At 64.2% G+C, this 15,964-nt stretch carries 8 protein-coding genes and 2 pseudogenes; 7 read left to right on the top strand and 3 right to left on the bottom strand.

Annotated features, from left to right (window positions below):
* Positions 1 to 1,940, bottom strand: a pseudogene (locus tag X728_RS01000000166335) (autotransporter assembly complex family protein).
* Positions 1,941 to 2,217: 277 nt separating this feature from the next.
* Between X728_RS01000000166335 and X728_RS01000000166340 the strand changes: the two are divergent.
* The 7 genes and pseudogenes from X728_RS01000000166340 to X728_RS160615 all read left to right on the top strand — a co-directional run bounded on the left by X728_RS01000000166340 (position 2,218) and on the right by X728_RS160615 (position 15,060).
* A pseudogene (locus X728_RS01000000166340) lies at positions 2,218 to 7,852 on the top strand (alpha-2-macroglobulin family protein).
* Between the two features lie 83 nt (positions 7,853 to 7,935).
* Positions 7,936 to 10,041, top strand: a complete 2,106-nt coding sequence (gene pbpC / locus X728_RS160640; protein ID WP_031194886.1) for a penicillin-binding protein 1C — start codon at positions 7,936 to 7,938, stop codon at positions 10,039 to 10,041.
* Between the two features lie 219 nt (positions 10,042 to 10,260).
* Positions 10,261 to 10,944: a M15 family metallopeptidase gene (locus tag X728_RS160635; protein WP_023830799.1), complete on the top strand. Its 684-nt coding sequence runs from the start codon at positions 10,261 to 10,263 to the stop codon at positions 10,942 to 10,944.
* A gap of 230 nt (positions 10,945 to 11,174) precedes the next feature.
* Positions 11,175 to 12,203 (top strand): sulfate ABC transporter substrate-binding protein, encoded by a 1,029-nt coding sequence (locus X728_RS160630; protein ID WP_023733117.1) that lies wholly within the window; start codon positions 11,175 to 11,177, stop codon positions 12,201 to 12,203.
* Between the two features lie 18 nt (positions 12,204 to 12,221).
* The gene (gene cysT, locus X728_RS160625) at positions 12,222 to 13,073 is read left to right on the top strand and encodes a sulfate ABC transporter permease subunit CysT (protein ID WP_023687973.1); all 852 of its coding nucleotides are present in this window, start codon (positions 12,222 to 12,224) and stop codon (positions 13,071 to 13,073) included.
* The gene (gene cysW / locus X728_RS160620) at positions 13,066 to 13,950 is read left to right on the top strand and encodes a sulfate ABC transporter permease subunit CysW (protein ID WP_023690809.1); all 885 of its coding nucleotides are present in this window, start codon (positions 13,066 to 13,068) and stop codon (positions 13,948 to 13,950) included. Before cysT ends, cysW begins: the two co-directional genes overlap by 8 nt.
* A gap of 69 nt (positions 13,951 to 14,019) precedes the next feature.
* Positions 14,020 to 15,060: a sulfate/molybdate ABC transporter ATP-binding protein gene (locus X728_RS160615; RefSeq protein ID WP_023673079.1), complete on the top strand. Its 1,041-nt coding sequence runs from the start codon at positions 14,020 to 14,022 to the stop codon at positions 15,058 to 15,060.
* Between the two features lie 14 nt (positions 15,061 to 15,074).
* Here X728_RS160615 and X728_RS160610 read toward each other — a convergent pair whose 3' ends face one another.
* Both X728_RS160610 and X728_RS160605 read right to left on the bottom strand, forming a co-directional pair.
* Positions 15,075 to 15,473, bottom strand: coding sequence for a type II toxin-antitoxin system VapC family toxin (locus X728_RS160610; RefSeq protein WP_023705604.1), 399 nt, complete (start codon positions 15,471 to 15,473; stop codon positions 15,075 to 15,077).
* Positions 15,473 to 15,745, bottom strand: coding sequence for an AbrB/MazE/SpoVT family DNA-binding domain-containing protein (locus tag X728_RS160605; RefSeq protein WP_023682213.1), 273 nt, complete (start codon positions 15,743 to 15,745; stop codon positions 15,473 to 15,475). The genes X728_RS160610 and X728_RS160605 overlap by 1 nt, the downstream gene beginning before the upstream one ends.
* Between the last annotated feature and the right edge of the window lie 219 nt (positions 15,746 to 15,964).

The following is a 15,964-nucleotide window of genomic DNA, read 5'->3' on the forward strand; positions in this document are numbered from 1 at the left end:
TCAGAACGCCTGTCCGATGCCGGCATAGATGCCGAAACGCGGGTCGCCACGGTCGCGGTTGAGCGGCACGGCGGCGTCGATGCGCAGCGGCCCGAACGGCGTGATGTAGCGCAGGCCAACGCCCGCGCCGACCTTCACGTCGGAAAAGTCCGGCGTCGCTGTGGTCGAGACAGTGCCGGCGTCGACGAACGGCACGATGCCGATCGTGTCGGTCAGCGCAATGCGCATTTCGACCGATGTTTCGAAGAAGGAAAGCCCGCCGATCGGCTGATTGTCGATGTCCTTCGCTCCGATGCCCTGATAGGCATAGCCCCGCACCGAGCCGCCACCGCCGGAATAGAAGCGCCTGTCGGCTGGAACGTTCTGAAGGCCGGTGCCGACGATCGAACCCAGCGCGACGCGTTCGGCAAGCACGAATTTCGAGGCCGTGTCGAGCGACTGATAGGCCGACCCCTCGCCCCTGAGCTTGAGGAAGGCGGCGCCGCTCAGAATGNGCTCAGAATGTCGTAGCTCGGTTCGGCATAGGCCAGAACCCTGAAGCCGCTGGTCGGATTGAGCCGGTTGTCCCTGTTGTCATAGACATACTGCAGCGGAATGCTGGCGATCAGGTATTTGTGCTTGCCGAAGGCGTCCGTGATCCTGGAATAGTCGAGCGCGACTTCAGCCGAAACCGTCTGCTTCTTGTCGATCTCATAGGACAGGCCGGTGCTGCCCTTGACCGAAAAATGGTCGTAGGCGTCGGGATGTTCGAGTACGGTCTTGACGCTGGCGATGAATTTCGAGGCCGGCCCGACCACCCCCGGCTTCTCGAACATGATGCCGGCATTGTAGTTGAGTTCGCTGAGATCGTTGCTGCCGATGCCGCTGATCTTGCCCTCGATGCGCAGCTTTTCGGCCCGGCCGAACAGATTTCGGTGGCCCCAATAGCCTTCCAGGCCTAGCCCTTCGGTGTTGGAGAAAGTGCCGCCGACGCCGAAATAGCGTGGTTTGCGCTCGCTGACCTGAACGCCGATCGGAATGTTGCCGTCGGCGTCGAGACTGTCGGCTTCCTTCAGCGTCACGCTGTTGAACACTTCGAGCCTCAGCAGCCGGTCGCGGGCACCGTCGATCTCGTCAGGCGAATATCGCCGGCCGCGTTTCAGCCCGGTCATATATTCGGCGAACTCGCGATCGACCTTCTCGGTGCCATCGACGGTGGTATCGCCATAGCCGGCAACCGGCCCGGCGGCCACCGTCAGCGTCACGTCGAGCGTCGAGGTGGTGTGCTCGGCCACGACCTGCCGGTCGGTGATCCGGGCCAGCGGCCGGCCCTCCTGCTTCAGCGCCCGCACGATCAGCGCCTCGGCCTTGAGCACGGCGCCCGAGCCGGCATCGCCGCCGGCTATCAGGCCGAAATCGGCGCTCGCCAGCCCGGCGGCATCGCCCTCCAGCCTGATATTGCCGAGTGTGAATTTGGGCCCGCTGGCGATGCTGACCACCACCGGGATCGGCTGCGGACCCGTGAATTCGGCATCGGGCGGCAAATCGTCGAGCGCCTTGCCCTGGATGGTGATGGTGACGACGCCTTCATAGCGGGCGTCGGCATAAAGCGCGGCGACCAGCTGTTCGCGGTCGCTACGCGCCTTTGCCAGAAGGCCGAGCGAGCCGGAAACCGGGCGGTCCTCGTCGGATTTCAGCGACGAGGCGTTTTCGAGCTTCTTGATCAGGTCCTTGTCGGCATCGGGCGCTTCGATGGTCACCGCATAGCGCAGCGGGTCGACGATATCGGCGTCTTCGTCATTCGAAGAGCCCCACAATTTGATGCCGAAGAGCTCGAAGGCGGCCGCCGACCCCGATTCGGCAACGAGCACGCTCGAGCACGCCAACGCCACAATCAGCGCGCGCGAAAGCGTGCGCCGTGGCGCACTTACCTTCGACATCTGCGCTTCATACGCCGGCATCAGGACAACCTAGGTTACAAAACTAAAATTGGAATGAAGTTTTGAAGCGCTCGTAAAGGGGCCACAATCCAATTGTCTGAAATAGGCAGGGCTTGGAATTCACACCTTCTGCGTTTTCGCAAGAAAGCGTGATCCCTTTCCCGTGGATGAACTATCGGCATACCGGTCATTGGCCGGTTTGGGAACCGTTGGCGGGCGGAAACCTGCCCGTCCTCGTGTTGACAAGCTTGACTGAAGCTTGAACATGCCGCGGACGTAGCAGTGTCTGGAGGGTGTTATGGCGATGCGCGCGGCGGCTCGTGGTCTGTCGATCTTGATTCTTCTCATTTTCGCCTGGGGGTCTGTAGCGCAAGCGGCCGAAGCCCGCCGGGTGGTGACCTCAAATAATTCCGACTATTTCGGCTTCGATCTCAGATCGGACCAGAATGTCAGCCTCGATCAGTGCAAGACGACATGCCTCGGCGACCCCGCCTGCCGCGCCTTTACTTACAACAACAAGGCCAAATGGTGCTTCCTAAAATCCGACTATAACCAGTTGAAACCCTTCAGCGGCGCGGTCGCGGGCAAGGTCGTCAATGTCGATGGCGACCCCGATATCGGCGCCCCGCCGGAACTCNTTCAGCGGCGCGGTCGCGGGCAAGGTCGTCAATGTCGATGGCGACCCCGATATCGGCGCCCCGCCGGAACTCGCCTTCTTCCCCAACTGGATGGCCGACCAGGCCCAGCAATACCGCAACAAGCTGACCGATCCGGCCTATGACAAGCCGACCGACGGGCTGGAATCACTCCGCGCCGCCGCCGAACAGGCTGCACTGACCGGCGACCATGGCCAGGCCATGAACAAATACGAGGCCGCGGTCTCGGTCCTGCCTGACGACGGCCAGCTTTGGCTCGGTCTGGCGCGTGAAACGCTTGCCATACAGCCGGCCAGCGGCACCTCCGAATCCTACAATCTGCCGGTCAAAGGCACCTCCGCCGCCATCAACGCCTACAAATTGCTGCGCACCACCAAGACCCGCGCCGAAGTGCTGGCGCTGCTCGGCAACGGCCTCGACCGCCGCGATCTCTACCGTCCAGCCCTGCAGGCTTATGAAGCCAGCCTCGCGCTGGTCAGTTCGCCGGCGGTCAAGGCCGAATATGAGGATCTCAAGGCCCGCAAGGGCTTCCGCGTCATCGATCACTCGATCGACGCCGACACCAGCGCGCCGCGCATTTGCGCGCAGTTTTCCGAGGAGCTGGTCAAGACCGGCGTCGACTACGCCCAGTTCGTCACCGTCGACAACCAGCCGCCCAAGGGCGTCGAGGCCAAGGACAAGCAGATCTGCGTCGAAGGCCTGGAGCACGGCCAACATTACGAAGTGACCTTCCGCGCCGGCCTGCCGGCCGCCATTGGCGAGGTCACCGCCGCTCCGGTCGTGCTGTCGATCTATGTGCAGGACCGCGCGCCGTCCGCCCGCTTCACCGGCGACAGCTTCGTGCTGCCCGCCGGCGCCCGCCGCGGCATCCCGGTCGTCACCGTCAACATGAATGCCGCGCAGATGAAGCTCTACCGCATCGGCGATCGTTCGCTGGCGCAGCTTCTGTCCGGCTATCAGTTCCTGAAGCAGCTCGACGGCTATGATATCTCCAGCATTTCCGACCAGATGGGTGAGCCGGTCTGGCAGGGGCAGCTCGATATCGCCAACGACCTCAACAAGGACGTCACGACTTCGTTCCCGGTCGACGAAGCCTTGCCGCAGCGCAGGCCCGGCGTCTACGTGCTGACCGCGCAAGCGGTAAATGAAAATGACGAGGACAATTACAATTCGCTTGCCACGCAGTGGTTCGTCGTCTCGGACATCGGCCTGTCGACCTATACCGGCCAGGATGGCCTCAATGTCTTTGCCCGCTCGCTCGGAACCGCCAAGCCGATCGCCGGCGCCGAACTGACGCTGCTGGCCAGGAACAATGAAATCCTCGGCACAGCCACGTCGGACGCCGAAGGCCATGCTGTCTTCAACCCCGGCCTGACGCGCGGCGACGGCGGCATGGTGCCGGCCGTTCTGATGGCCAAGCAGGGCGACAACGATTTCGTCTTCCTCGACATGGGCCGCGCCGGCTTCGATCTGTCCGATCGCGGCGTCGCCGGACGCGCCGCACCGGGCGCGCTCGATGTCTATGCCTGGACCGAACGCGGCATCTACCGCGCCGGCGAGGATGTGCATGTCGCAGCCCTTGCCCGCGACGGCGCCTCCAAAGCGGTGGAAAACCTGCCGCTGACCTTCATCTTCACCCGTCCCGACGGCGTCGAGAACCGCCGCATCGTTGCCGATGGCGTCTCGGCCGGCGGCTATGCCGTCGACCTGCCGCTGGAAGCCAACGCCATGCGCGGCACCTGGACGGTGTCGATCTATACCGATCCCAAGCAGGCGGCCGTTTCCAGCCAGATGTTCCTGGTCGAAGACTTCGTGCCGGATCGCATCGAGTTCGACATGAAGTCCGACAAGCAGGAGATCGCACAGGGCGAAACCGCCAACATCGACATTGACGGCCGCTTCCTCTATGGCGCGCCGGCCGCCGGCCTCGCGCTCGAAGGCGAGCTGACGCTGTCGACGGCGCGCGACTGGGACCGTTTCGCCGGCTATTCGTTCGGCCTTGCCGACGAGCAGTCGGCCGAGCCTTCGGTCACCCCGTTCACCGGTCTGCCGGTGGTCGGCGACGACGGCAAGGCGACCTTCCCGGTCACGGTCGACCAGTTGCCCGCGACCACCAAGCTGGTCGACGCCAAGGTCACGGTTCGCATGCGCGAAACCGGCGGCCGCGCCATCGAGCGCTCGCTCAACATCGGCATCCGCCCGCAAGGCCACATGATCGGCATTCGTCCGGATTTCGCCGACAATGAGGTGCCGCAGGGCGGCACCGCCAAATTCAGCCTCATCGCGGTCGATCCCGACGGCAAGCGCGAGACGCTGAAGGGCGCGCAGTGGTCGCTCGTCAAGGTCGAACGCAATTACCAGTGGTATCGCAACAACAACTCGTGGAACTACGAACCGGTCACCTTCACCAAGTCGATCGCCAACGGCCAGGTCGATCTCAGCGCCGATGCCGAGGCGACCGTGACGATGCCGGTCGACTGGGGCCAGTACCGGCTCGAGATCGAGACTGCCGATCCCGAGGGCCCGGCGACCAGCTATGAGTTCGACGCCGGCTGGTATGTCTCCTCGACCTCCACCGAAACGCCTGACGGGCTCGAGATCGCTCTCGACAAGGACAGCTATGCCGTCCGCGACGTGGCCAAGCTGAAAGTGTCGCCGCATTTTGCCGGCGAACTGCTGGTCACCATCGGCGCCGACAAGCTGCTCAAGACCGTCACGGCAACCGTGCCGGCCGGCGGCAGCACGGTCGAGATCCCGGTCGGTGACGACTGGGGCGCCGGCGCCTACATCACCGCAACCCTGTTCCGGCCCGGCGATGCGCAGGAAACCCGCATGCCGGCGCGCGCCATCGGCGTAAAATGGCTGACGGTCGACCCAGGCTCGAAAAAGCTCGCCGTCACCCTGACGCCGCCGGACAAGACGATGCCGCGCCAGCAGCTGTCGATCCCGGTTTCGGTCGCCGGCGTAGCGCCGGGCAGCAATGCCTATGTCACGGTCGCTGCCGTCGATGTCGGCATTTTGAACCTCACCAACTACAAGGCGCCGGATCCGGAGGGCTGGTATTTCGGCCAGCGCATGCTCGGGCTCGAAGTCCGCGACATCTATGGCCGTCTCATCGACGGCTCGCTCGGCACCAGCGGCAAGCTCAGGACCGGCGGCGACGGCGCCTCGATGCAGCCGCAAGGCAGTCCGCCGACCGAAAAGCTGGTCGCCTTCTTCTCCGGCCCGGTCCAGCTCGACGCCGACGGCAAGGCCAGGATCGACTTCGACATCCCGCAGTTCAACGGCACCGTGCGCGTCATGGCCGTCGCCTGGACCAAGGAGGCCGTCGCCCATGCCACGACCGATGTCATCGTGCGCGATCCGGTGGTGATCACCGCCGGCCTGCCCCGCTTCCTGGCGCCTGGAGATGCAGCGATCATGCGGCTCGATGTCGCCGACACCGACGGTCCGGAGGGCGACTATGCCCTGTCGATCGCCACGACCGGCGACCTCTCGACCGGCGACAAGCCGTTGCCCGAAAAGCTGACTCTCGCCAAGGGCAAGCGCCAGACGCTGACTGTGCCGCTGGTTGCACAGACGGCGGGTAATGCCTCGATCACCATCAAGCTCGCCCATGGCGACGGCACCTCCGTCGAGCAGACGCTGTATGTTCCGGTGCGTCCGGCGCAATTGCCGGTCACCAACCGTCTGGTCGTCGACCTCAAGGGCAATGGCGGCTCGCTGCGCGTCGACAAGGAGCTGCTCGCGGCAAGCCTGCTCGACGGCGCCTCGATCAGTGTCGGCGTTTCGCAGGCTGCCGCCTTCGACGTGCCGTCGCTGCTGATGACGCTCGACCGCTACCCCTATGGTTGCGCCGAGCAGACCACCAGCCGCGCCATGCCGCTTCTCTACGTCAACGATCTGGCGTCCGGCGTTGGCATGCAAAGCGATCCCNAGACCACCAGCCGCGCCATGCCGCTTCTCTACGTCAACGATCTGGCGTCCGGCGTTGGCATGCAAAGCGATCCCGAACTGCACGGCCGCGTGCAGGCCGCCATCTACAAGGTGCTGAGCTACCAGGCTTCGGCCGGCAGCTTCGGCCTGTGGGGTCCGGGCTCCGGCGATCTGTGGCTCGACTCTTACGTCACCGACTTCCTGACCCGGGCGCGCGAGCAGAACTACGACGTGCCGGCCCTGGCGATGAGCCAGGCGCTGAGCAATCTGCAAAACTCGGTCGGTTACGACCAGGACGTCCAGGATCGCGGCAGCGAAATCGCCTACGCGCTCTATGTTCTGGCCCGCAACAAGAAGGCCTCGGTCGGCGATCTGCGCTACTACGCCGACACCAAGCTCGAAGCCTTCTCGAGCCCGATGGCCGTCGCCCAGTTGGCGGCGAGCCTGGCGCTCTACGGCGACGCGCAGCGTTCGGAAGCAACCTTCCAGACGGCGCTGCAGCTGGCCAAGTCGACCACCGAATACGACTACTACCGGTCCGACTATGGCTCGCGGCTGCGTGATGGCGCCGCGATCCTGGCGCTCGCCGCCGAATCGAGGCCGGTGCCGACCATCGTGCCGGAGCTGATCCGGCTGGTGGCAAGGGAACGCGCCGATGCCCGCTGGACCAGCACGCAGGACGAGTCCTGGATGCTTCTGGCGGCCCGCGCGCTGAAGTCGGGCAACGACTCGATCACGCTCTCGGTCAACGGCGCGCCGCATGCCGGTGGGTATTCCAACCACCTCAGCGGCACCGACATTGCCGACAGCCCGCTGACCATCGCCAACACCGGCGCCACGCCGCTGCAGGCGGTCGTCACCACGGTCGCCTCGCCGGTAGAGCCCTTGCCGGCCGGCGGCGACGGCTTCACCATCGACCGCACCTACTACAAGCTCGATGGCACCGAAGCCAACGTCACCCAGGCGACGCAGAACGAACGCTACGTGGTCGTGCTCAAGGTTTACGAGCAGAACCGCTGGCCTTCGCGCCTGCTGATCACCGACCTGTTGCCGGCCGGCTTCGAGATCGACAATCCGGGCCTTGTCTCCAGCGCCCAATTGTCGAACTTCACCTGGCTGGCGCAAACGGATGCAGCCCATCTCGAATTCCGCGACGATCGTTTCGTCGCGGCATTCAATCCCAATGACGGCGATGGCGACCGCAACATCATGCTGGCCTACGTCGTGCGTGCGGTAACGCCGGGCACCTATGCCCATCCGGCAGCCACGGTGGAGGACATGTACCGGCCGCAATATTCGGCCCGCACCGCCACCGGCATGATGGAGATCAAGGCGCCGTAAGGCGCCTTGACGGAGATGAACACGCCGATGTCCGCGACCATCTCCTTCTCCCCGCTATGCGGAGAGAAGGAGCCGGCAGGCGGATGAAGGGCACCACCATGCTCTCCAGAAAATTTCTCCGTCGAACAGGCATCGCCGCCGCCTCCCTCGTCGGCTTTGCGGCGATCGCTGCCGCTTCTCTCTGGGAACTCGACCGCGCTTTTCCGCCGCCGCTGCCCGGAAGGCTCACCGTCTCCACCGAGGTCCAGGACCGCGACGGCCAGCTGTTGCGCGCCTTCGCCACGCCGGACGGTTACTGGCGGCTCGACACTCATCTCGACCAGGTCGACAAGCAGTTCGTCGACATGCTGGTCACCTATGAAGACAAGCGCTTCTGGGACCATGATGGCGTCGATGTGCTGGCGCTGGCGCGCGCCGCCGGCCAGTTCGCCACCAGCGGCCATATCGTCTCCGGCGGCTCGACCCTGTCGATGCAGCTTGCCCGGCTGATCGAGCCACGCGAAAACCGCAGCCTCGGCTCGAAGATCAAGCAGATGCTGCGTGCCATCCAGATCGAGCGGCGGCTGTCCAAGCAGGAGATCCTCGAACGCTACCTGACCTTGGCGCCCTATGGCGGCAATCTTGAAGGTGTGCGCGCCGCCTCGCTCGCCTATTTCGGCAAAGAGCCGAAGCGGCTGACGGTCTCGGAAGCAGCACTGCTCGTCGCCTTGCCGCAATTGCCGGAAAAGCGCCGGCCCGACCGCAATCTCACCATCGCTCATGCCGCCCGCGACCGCGTGCTGACCCGCATGGTTTCGGCAGGCCTGCTTGGCGAGCGCGAGGCCGCGCGCGCCGCCCTCGACGATGTCTCGGGCCTGCGCCGCAAATTGCCGGCGCTGGCGCCGCACGCCGCCTACGCCATGCTGCCCAAGGCCGTGCCCGGCAAGCCACTGCAGCTTACGATCCGCAAAAGCGTCCAGCAAGGGCTGGAACAGGTGGCGCGCGATGCCGCGATCAAGCTTGGCCCGCGCCTGTCGGTCGCCATGGTGATGGCGGACGCACGCACCGGCGACATTCTTGGCGAAGTCGGCTCGGCCGATTTCTTCGATGCCAGCCGCTCCGGCTGGATCGACATGACCAGGATCGTGCGTTCGCCCGGTTCGACGCTGAAGCCGTTCATCTATGGCCTCGCCTTCGAGCAAGGGCTGGTGGCGCAGGAAATGCTGATCGAGGACAGTCCGGTCGATTTCGGCGGCTACCGGCCAAAGAATTTCGACATGGGCTATCAGGGGGATGTCTCGATCCGCCAGGCGCTGCAGCTGTCGCTCAACGTTCCGGCGATCCGCGTGCTCGACTCGGTCGGCCCGGCACGGCTGATGGCGCGCTTCCGCCAGGCCGGCGTCAGCCCGGTGCTGCCGGTCAACGAGGCGCCGGGCCTCGCCATCGGCCTCGGAGGCGTCGGCGTAACGCTGCGCGATCTCGTCCAGCTCTATACCGGCCTCGCCAATGGCGGCAAGGCAAACACGCTGCATGACGGCACCGAGCCGGCCAATGCCGAGCGCACCACCGCCACGATCCTCGACGCCCAGGCGAACTGGCAGATCACCGACATATTGTCGGGCGTAAAGCCGCCCGAGGGCGCCTTGCAGCGCGGCATCGCCTACAAGACCGGCACGTCCTACGGCTACCGCGACGCCTGGTCGGTCGGCTTCGACGGCCGCTACGTGCTGGGTGTGTGGGTCGGCCGCGCCGATGCCGGTGCGGTGCCCGGCCTGTCCGGCTATGTCTCGGCCGCCCCCATCCTGTTCGAGGGCTTCGTCCGCTCCGGCCTCACCGCCGTCCCGTTGCCCAGCCAGCCGGCCGGTGTCCTCAAGGCCAGGCGCGAAGACCTGCCGGTGACATTGGGGCGCTTCGGCGCCGGCGCCGACGGACTGGTGCAGGCAGGCCCGACGGAACCGGCGCCGACGATCATTTTCCCGCCCAACGGCGCCCGCGTCGATCTCGCCACCAATTCCGCCGAGGCCTCGCCGCTGGTGCTGAAACTGCAAGGCGGCCGCGCGCCGTTCCGCTGGCTGGCCAATGGCAAGCCGCTCGTCGGCATCGACCGCCGCCGCACCGCGACCTGGCTGCCCGACGGCGCCGGCTATTCGACGCTCACCGTCATCGACGCCGTGGGACGCGCAGCCAGCGTGAAGGTGTTCGTTGAATAGATGGCGCCAAGCGATTCAGGGGATTGGGCTTCTTCGCCTGAAACCCGGCGCGAGGCACCCCCCTCTGGCCTGCCGGCCNGCCAAGCGATTCAGGGGATTGGGCTTCTTCGCCTGAAACCCGGCGCGAGGCACCCCCCTCTGGCCTGCCGGCCAATGGCCGGCAGGCCAGAGGGGGGTGTGCCGAAGCGCTTGCATCGAGGATTGGCCTTAGCCCTATCCATGTTCGTTTCGACTTGCTCCCCCGCCGACGCCGATCCCCTGCCCGCCGGCTTCGTCCGCCTGGCCGATGTCGATCCCTCGATCCGCCAGGACATCCGCTATGCCGGCCTGGAAAATTTCCTGCATCGCAAGGCCGATGGCTACGACGCCCCAATCTGCATCCTCACGAAGCAAGCTGCGCATGCGCTGTCCGGTGTGCAGAAAGCGCTCGCCGCCGATGGCCTGACGCTGGTCGTCTTCGACTGCTACCGCCCGGCCCGCGCCGTTGCCGACATGGGCAAATGGACCAGAGAGGGCGGCCCGCCCGATCCGCAATGGTACCCTCAGGTGCAGCGCGGCGACCTCATCGCCAAGGGCTATATCGGCGAATTGTCCACCCATTCGCGCGGCTCGACCGTCGATGTCGCCATCGCCCGCAGCGACGGCAAGAACAAGTCATCCGCCGCTTGCGGCGCCCCCGGCGCCGGCACGCTCGATTTCGGCACCAGCTTCGACTGTTTCGACCCGGCAAGCGAAACCGTACATCGCCCATTGGCGGCAGAAGCGGCGGCAAACCGCAAAAGGCTGCTCGACGCCATGCGCGCCGGCGGCTTCAAGAATTATGCGCGCGAGTGGTGGCACTACACGCTTCGGGATGAGCCGTTTCCAAAGCTGCGCTTCGATTTTCCCATCACTGCGGGCTGAACCGCCCGGTGCTACACCGAGCCTTCCCTCGCTCGGCCTTGCTTCTGCGGTGTCAGCTCCTAAATAGCGTCAAACCGGCCGGATTTGGGTTAGACCAATATGAGGAAAATATTTCCTTCCGAAACCCAATATCGGCGAAAATTTCCTTCGAGCGGACAAAAAAGGCAACGTTGAATGCATCTAATTTCTATCAATTCGATAGAGTTCAGCCGTCACCAACGGAGGCGGGAATGACCAAAGCTCATTTCAAGAAACTGCTCGGCGCACTGGTCGCCACATCGATCCAGTTCGGCACGCTCGGTTTCGCGTTTGCCGATACCACCATTCTGAACGTGTCCTACGACCCGACACGCGAACTCTACAAAGCCTATGACGAAGCCTTCGTCGCACACTGGAAGGCCGAGACCGGCGAGACGGTCACCATCCAGCAATCGCATGGCGGATCGGGCGCCCAGGCCCGCGCCGTGATCGACGGCCTCGATGCCGATGTGGTCACGCTGGCGCTCGAAGGCGACATCAACGCCATCGTCACCAAGTCGAAGAAGATCAACCCGGACTGGCGCAAGAAGTTCGAGAACAATTCGGCGCCTTACACCTCGACCATCATCTTCCTGGTCCGCAAGGGCAACCCGAAGGGCATCCACGACTGGAGCGATCTGGTCAAGGACGGTGTCCAGGTGATCACGCCGAACCCGAAGACGTCGGGTGGCGCCCGCTGGAACTACCTTGCCGCCTGGGCCTATGCCAACGCCAATGATGGCGGCGACGAGGCCAAGAACAAGGAATTCGTCGGCAAGCTCTACGCCAATGCTCCGGTGCTCGACACCGGTGCGCGCGGCTCGACGGTCACCTTCGCGCAAAAGGGCATCGGCGACGTGCTGATCGGCTGGGAAAACGACGCCTATCTGGCGCTCAATGAATTCGGAGCCGACAATTTCGAGATCGTCTATCCCCCGACCTCGATCCTGGCCGAGCCGCCGGTGGCGATCGTCGACGCCAATGTCGATGCCAAGGGCACCCGCAAGGTCGCCGAAGCCTATCTCGGCTGGCTCTATTCCAAGGAAGCCCAGACGATCATCGCCAAGAACCACTATCGTCCGGCCAAGCCCGAGCTGGTGGATGCGGCTGACATTCCGAAGACGCCCGAAATCAAGCTGATCTCCATCGACGATCCGCTTTTTGGCGGCTGGAAGAAGGCACAGCCTTATCATTTCGGCGATGGTGGTATATTCGACCAGATCTACAAGCCGGCCCAGTAGGATTTAGATCAGGACGACATGACCATAGCACCCGCCAAGGCGGGGTGGCGATTCAGACAGCCGAGTGTCATTCCGGGTTTCGGATTGACGCTCGGCTTCTCGCTTGCCTACCTCACGCTCATCATCCTCATCCCCCTGTCGGGCCTGATCTGGCGCTCGGCAGCCCTCGGCTGGACCGATTTCTGGGCGATCGCCACCGACCGCCGGACCATCAACGCACTCGAAATCAGCTTCGGCACAGCCTTCATCGCAGCCGCCGTCAACGTCGTCTTCGGCACGCTCGTCGCCTGGGTGCTGGTGCGCTACCGCTTCCCCGGCCGCCGCGTCGTCGACGCCATGGTCGACCTGCCCTTCGCGCTGCCGACGGCAGTGGCCGGTATCGCGCTGACCACTCTTTATGCGCCTAATGGCTGGATCGGCCATCTCCTGGCGCCGCTCGGCATCAAGGTCGCCTACACGCCGCTCGGCATTGTCGTGGCGCTTGTCTTCATCGGCCTGCCGTTTGTCGTGCGCACGGTGCAGCCGATCATGGAGGAGATCGACAAGGAAGTGGAGGAAGCCGCCGCGACGCTCGGCGCCAACCGCTTCCAGATCATCACCCGCATCCTGTTTCCCGGCCTGGCGCCGGCCATCATCACCGGCTTCTCACTCGCCTTCGCGCGCGGCGTCGGCGAATACGGCTCGGTCATCTTCATCGCCGGCAACCTTCCCTACAAGTCGGAGATCGCACCGCTTCTGATCGTCATCCGGCTCGAGGAGTACAATTATCCGGCGGCCACCGCGATCGCGGCGATCATGCTTTTGCTGTCGTTCGTGATGCTGCTGGTCATCAACCTGGCGCAGTCATGGAGTCGCAAGCGCTATGGCTGACCCCGAGATCAAATCCTACGAACCGCATCACGAGAGCCGGTCGGCGGCGGTGACCGAAAGCCGGCCGGTGCGGCTGCTGCTGATGGCGGTGGCCTTCGCCTTCCTCGCCATCTTCCTGCTGCTGCCGCTGATCATCGTCTTCCACGAGGCGCTGGCGAAAGGCATTGGCGCCTACACGGAATCGCTCTCCAATCCCGATACGCGCTCGGCGATCCGGCTGACTCTGCTGGTGGCGGTGATCGCCGTGCCGCTCAACGTCGTCTTCGGCATTTCGGCTGCCTGGGCGATCGCCAAGTTCGAGTTCAAGGGCAAGGCTTTTCTAACCACGCTGATCGACCTGCCCTTCTCGGTCTCGCCGGTCATTTCCGGCCTGGTCTATGTGCTTTTGTTTGGCGCTCAGGGACTGTTCGGTGAATGGCTGAAGGCGCACGGCATCCAGATCCTTTTCGCCGTGCCCGGCATCGTGCTCGCGACCATCTTCGTTACCTTCCCCTTCGTTGCCCGCGAACTGATCCCGCTGATGCAGGAACAGGGCAACGGCGACGAGGAAGCCGCGCTCTCTCTGGGCGCCAATGGCTGGCAGACCTTTTGGTACGTGACGCTGCCCAACGTCAAATGGGGATTGCTCTACGGCGTGCTTCTGTGCAACGCCCGCTCGATGGGCGAATTCGGCGCGGTGTCGGTCGTGTCGGGCCACATACGCGGGCTGACCAACACCATGCCGTTGCATGTCGAAATCCTCTACAACGAGTACAACGCCGTCGGCGCTTTTGCCGTCGCTTCGCTGCTTGCCGGCCTGGCGCTGGTCACGCTGGTCTTGAAAACACTTCTTGAGATGCGCTACGGCGCCGAGATCGCCGCGACGCGCGGACATTAGATGCATGTCGCCCAAAAGTGTGAAGCGGTTTTGGGATAACGACATGCATCCACTAAAAAGGGACATTTGATGGAAGTTCGCGTTGCCAACGTACGCAAGGAGTTTGACCGGTTTCCGGCCCTCCATGACGTATCGCTTGACATCAAATCGGGTGAGCTGATCGCGCTGCTTGGGCCATCCGGCTCCGGCAAGACGACGCTGCTGAGGCTTATCGCCGGCCTGGAGCGGCCGACGCGCGGAAAGATCTTCTTCGGCGACGAGGACGCCTCGCACCGCTCGATCCAGGAGCGCAATGTCGGCTTCGTCTTCCAGCACTATGCGCTCTTCCGGCACATGACGGTCGCCGACAATATCGGCTTCGGCCTCAAGGTGCGGCATGGACCGTCGCGACCACCGGCGGCCGAAATCCGCCGACGCGCCTCCGAACTGCTCGATCTCGTTCAGCTTTCCGGCCTGGAAAAGCGCTATCCGGCGCAACTTTCGGGTGGCCAGCGCCAGCGCGTGGCGCTCGCCCGGGCCATGGCCATCGAGCCCAAGGTGCTGTTGCTCGACGAGCCGTTCGGCGCGCTCGATGCGCAGGTGCGCCGGGAACTGCGCCGCTGGCTGCGCGAGATCCATGACCGTACCGGCCACACCACCGTCTTCGTCACCCACGACCAGGAAGAGGCGCTCGAGCTTGCCGACCGCGTCGTGGTGATGAGCCAGGGGCGCATCGAGCAGGTCGGCTCCGCCGACGAGATCTACGACACGCCGAACTCGCCCTTCGTCTACTCCTTCATCGGCGAATCGAGCATGCTGCCGGTCAAGGTTGAGAATGGCGAGATCTGGCTCGCCGACCGTCCGATCGGCGTGTCGGCGCCGCACGCACCCGAGGGCGATGCGACGCTGTACTTCCGCCCGCACGATATCGAACTGCTCGACGGCTGCAGCGGCTGCATCGCCGGCACGGTCGCCGCCAGCCGCCGCGTCGCCGGCACAAGACGCGTCGAACTGGAAATCGGCGGCGAGCGCCAGCGCGTCGAGATCGAACTGCCTGTGGACCATCCTGCGGCGCAGAAGAGCCGGGTGGCGTTCAGGCCGAGGCGCTGGAAGCTTTTCCCGGCGGCATAGACATCGATCCGGCGCTACTCCAGCCAGTTCTCGACCGTCAGGCCCTTGATCCGACGGAACTCAGCGGTGTTGGCCGTCACCAGTGTCGTCCCCAACACACAGGCATGGGCAGCAATGAAAAGATCATTGTGGCCGATTGGCTGGCCTCTGGCCTCCAGCTCGGCACGAAGTGCTCCGTATTCGTTATCCATCGGCACATCGAGCGGCAACACAGGAACCTCGGCGAGCAATTGCTCGACCTTGGCGAGCAGCTTGGCCGATCTCTTGCGGGCGCAGCCATAACGCAGCTCCGAGGCGACAACGATGCTGGTGCACAGGGCACCGTCTCCCGCGCGAACCGCCGCACTGGCAGCCTTGCCGGTAGGGTTTCGGATCATGTCGCTGAGAATGTTGGTGTCCAGCATGAACCGCATCAAAAGATATCCTCAGGCCCCACGGGCGCATCATGGATCTCGGGAAAGTCGTCTTCAGGACCAAGCGGCGGCTCTTTCGCCCATTGGGTGAGCAAGGCGGTGAGGCCTGGTTGACGGACCGGCTCGATGATCAGCCGGTCGCCATCGCGGCTGATCAGGACCTTCTCGCCAGGCAGCTCGAATTCGACAGGGATGCGAACCGCCTGACTGCGGTTGTTGCGAAACAACTTCGCCTCCCTGGGGGGTGGTATTGAGTGACGGTGCTGCGGCATGGCAGCCTCCCCTGTCTGTTCCACTTGTATATGCCATTTGTATATGCCACTCGGCCTCGAATTGCAAACCACAGAAAACCCCAACGCATCGGCATTTCGGCTGGAATGAAATTTCGCCGATAACCTGCTTCAGCGATTTCTTTTTCGCTGCAACGCCATACGTCTGCCCCGTGTGCCTCGCAGTACACCCTCCGGCCCGGCTATGTTCTGGCAACGCAT

Origin of the sequence: Mesorhizobium sp. L103C119B0 (genome assembly GCF_000502235.1) — a bacterium.
Taxonomy (GTDB): domain Bacteria; phylum Pseudomonadota; class Alphaproteobacteria; order Rhizobiales; family Rhizobiaceae; genus Mesorhizobium.

What these genes read in the sequence shown, in the direction of transcription:
- cysT (WP_023687973.1), top strand. Translation starts at nt 12,222, where the DNA reads ATGACCATAGCACCCGCCAAGGCGGGGTGGCGATTCAGACAGCCGAGT.
- X728_RS160635 (WP_023830799.1), top strand. Translation starts at nt 10,261, where the DNA reads ATGTTCGTTTCGACTTGCTCCCCCGCCGACGCCGATCCCCTGCCCGCC.
- X728_RS160605 (WP_023682213.1), bottom strand. Translation starts at nt 15,745, where the DNA reads ATGCCGCAGCACCGTCACTCAATACCACCCCCCAGGGAGGCGAAGTTG.
- cysW (WP_023690809.1), top strand. Translation starts at nt 13,066, where the DNA reads ATGGCTGACCCCGAGATCAAATCCTACGAACCGCATCACGAGAGCCGG.
- X728_RS160630 (WP_023733117.1), top strand. Translation starts at nt 11,175, where the DNA reads ATGACCAAAGCTCATTTCAAGAAACTGCTCGGCGCACTGGTCGCCACA.
- X728_RS160610 (WP_023705604.1), bottom strand. Translation starts at nt 15,473, where the DNA reads ATGCGGTTCATGCTGGACACCAACATTCTCAGCGACATGATCCGAAAC.
- X728_RS160615 (WP_023673079.1), top strand. Translation starts at nt 14,020, where the DNA reads ATGGAAGTTCGCGTTGCCAACGTACGCAAGGAGTTTGACCGGTTTCCG.
- pbpC (WP_031194886.1), top strand. Translation starts at nt 7,936, where the DNA reads ATGAAGGGCACCACCATGCTCTCCAGAAAATTTCTCCGTCGAACAGGC.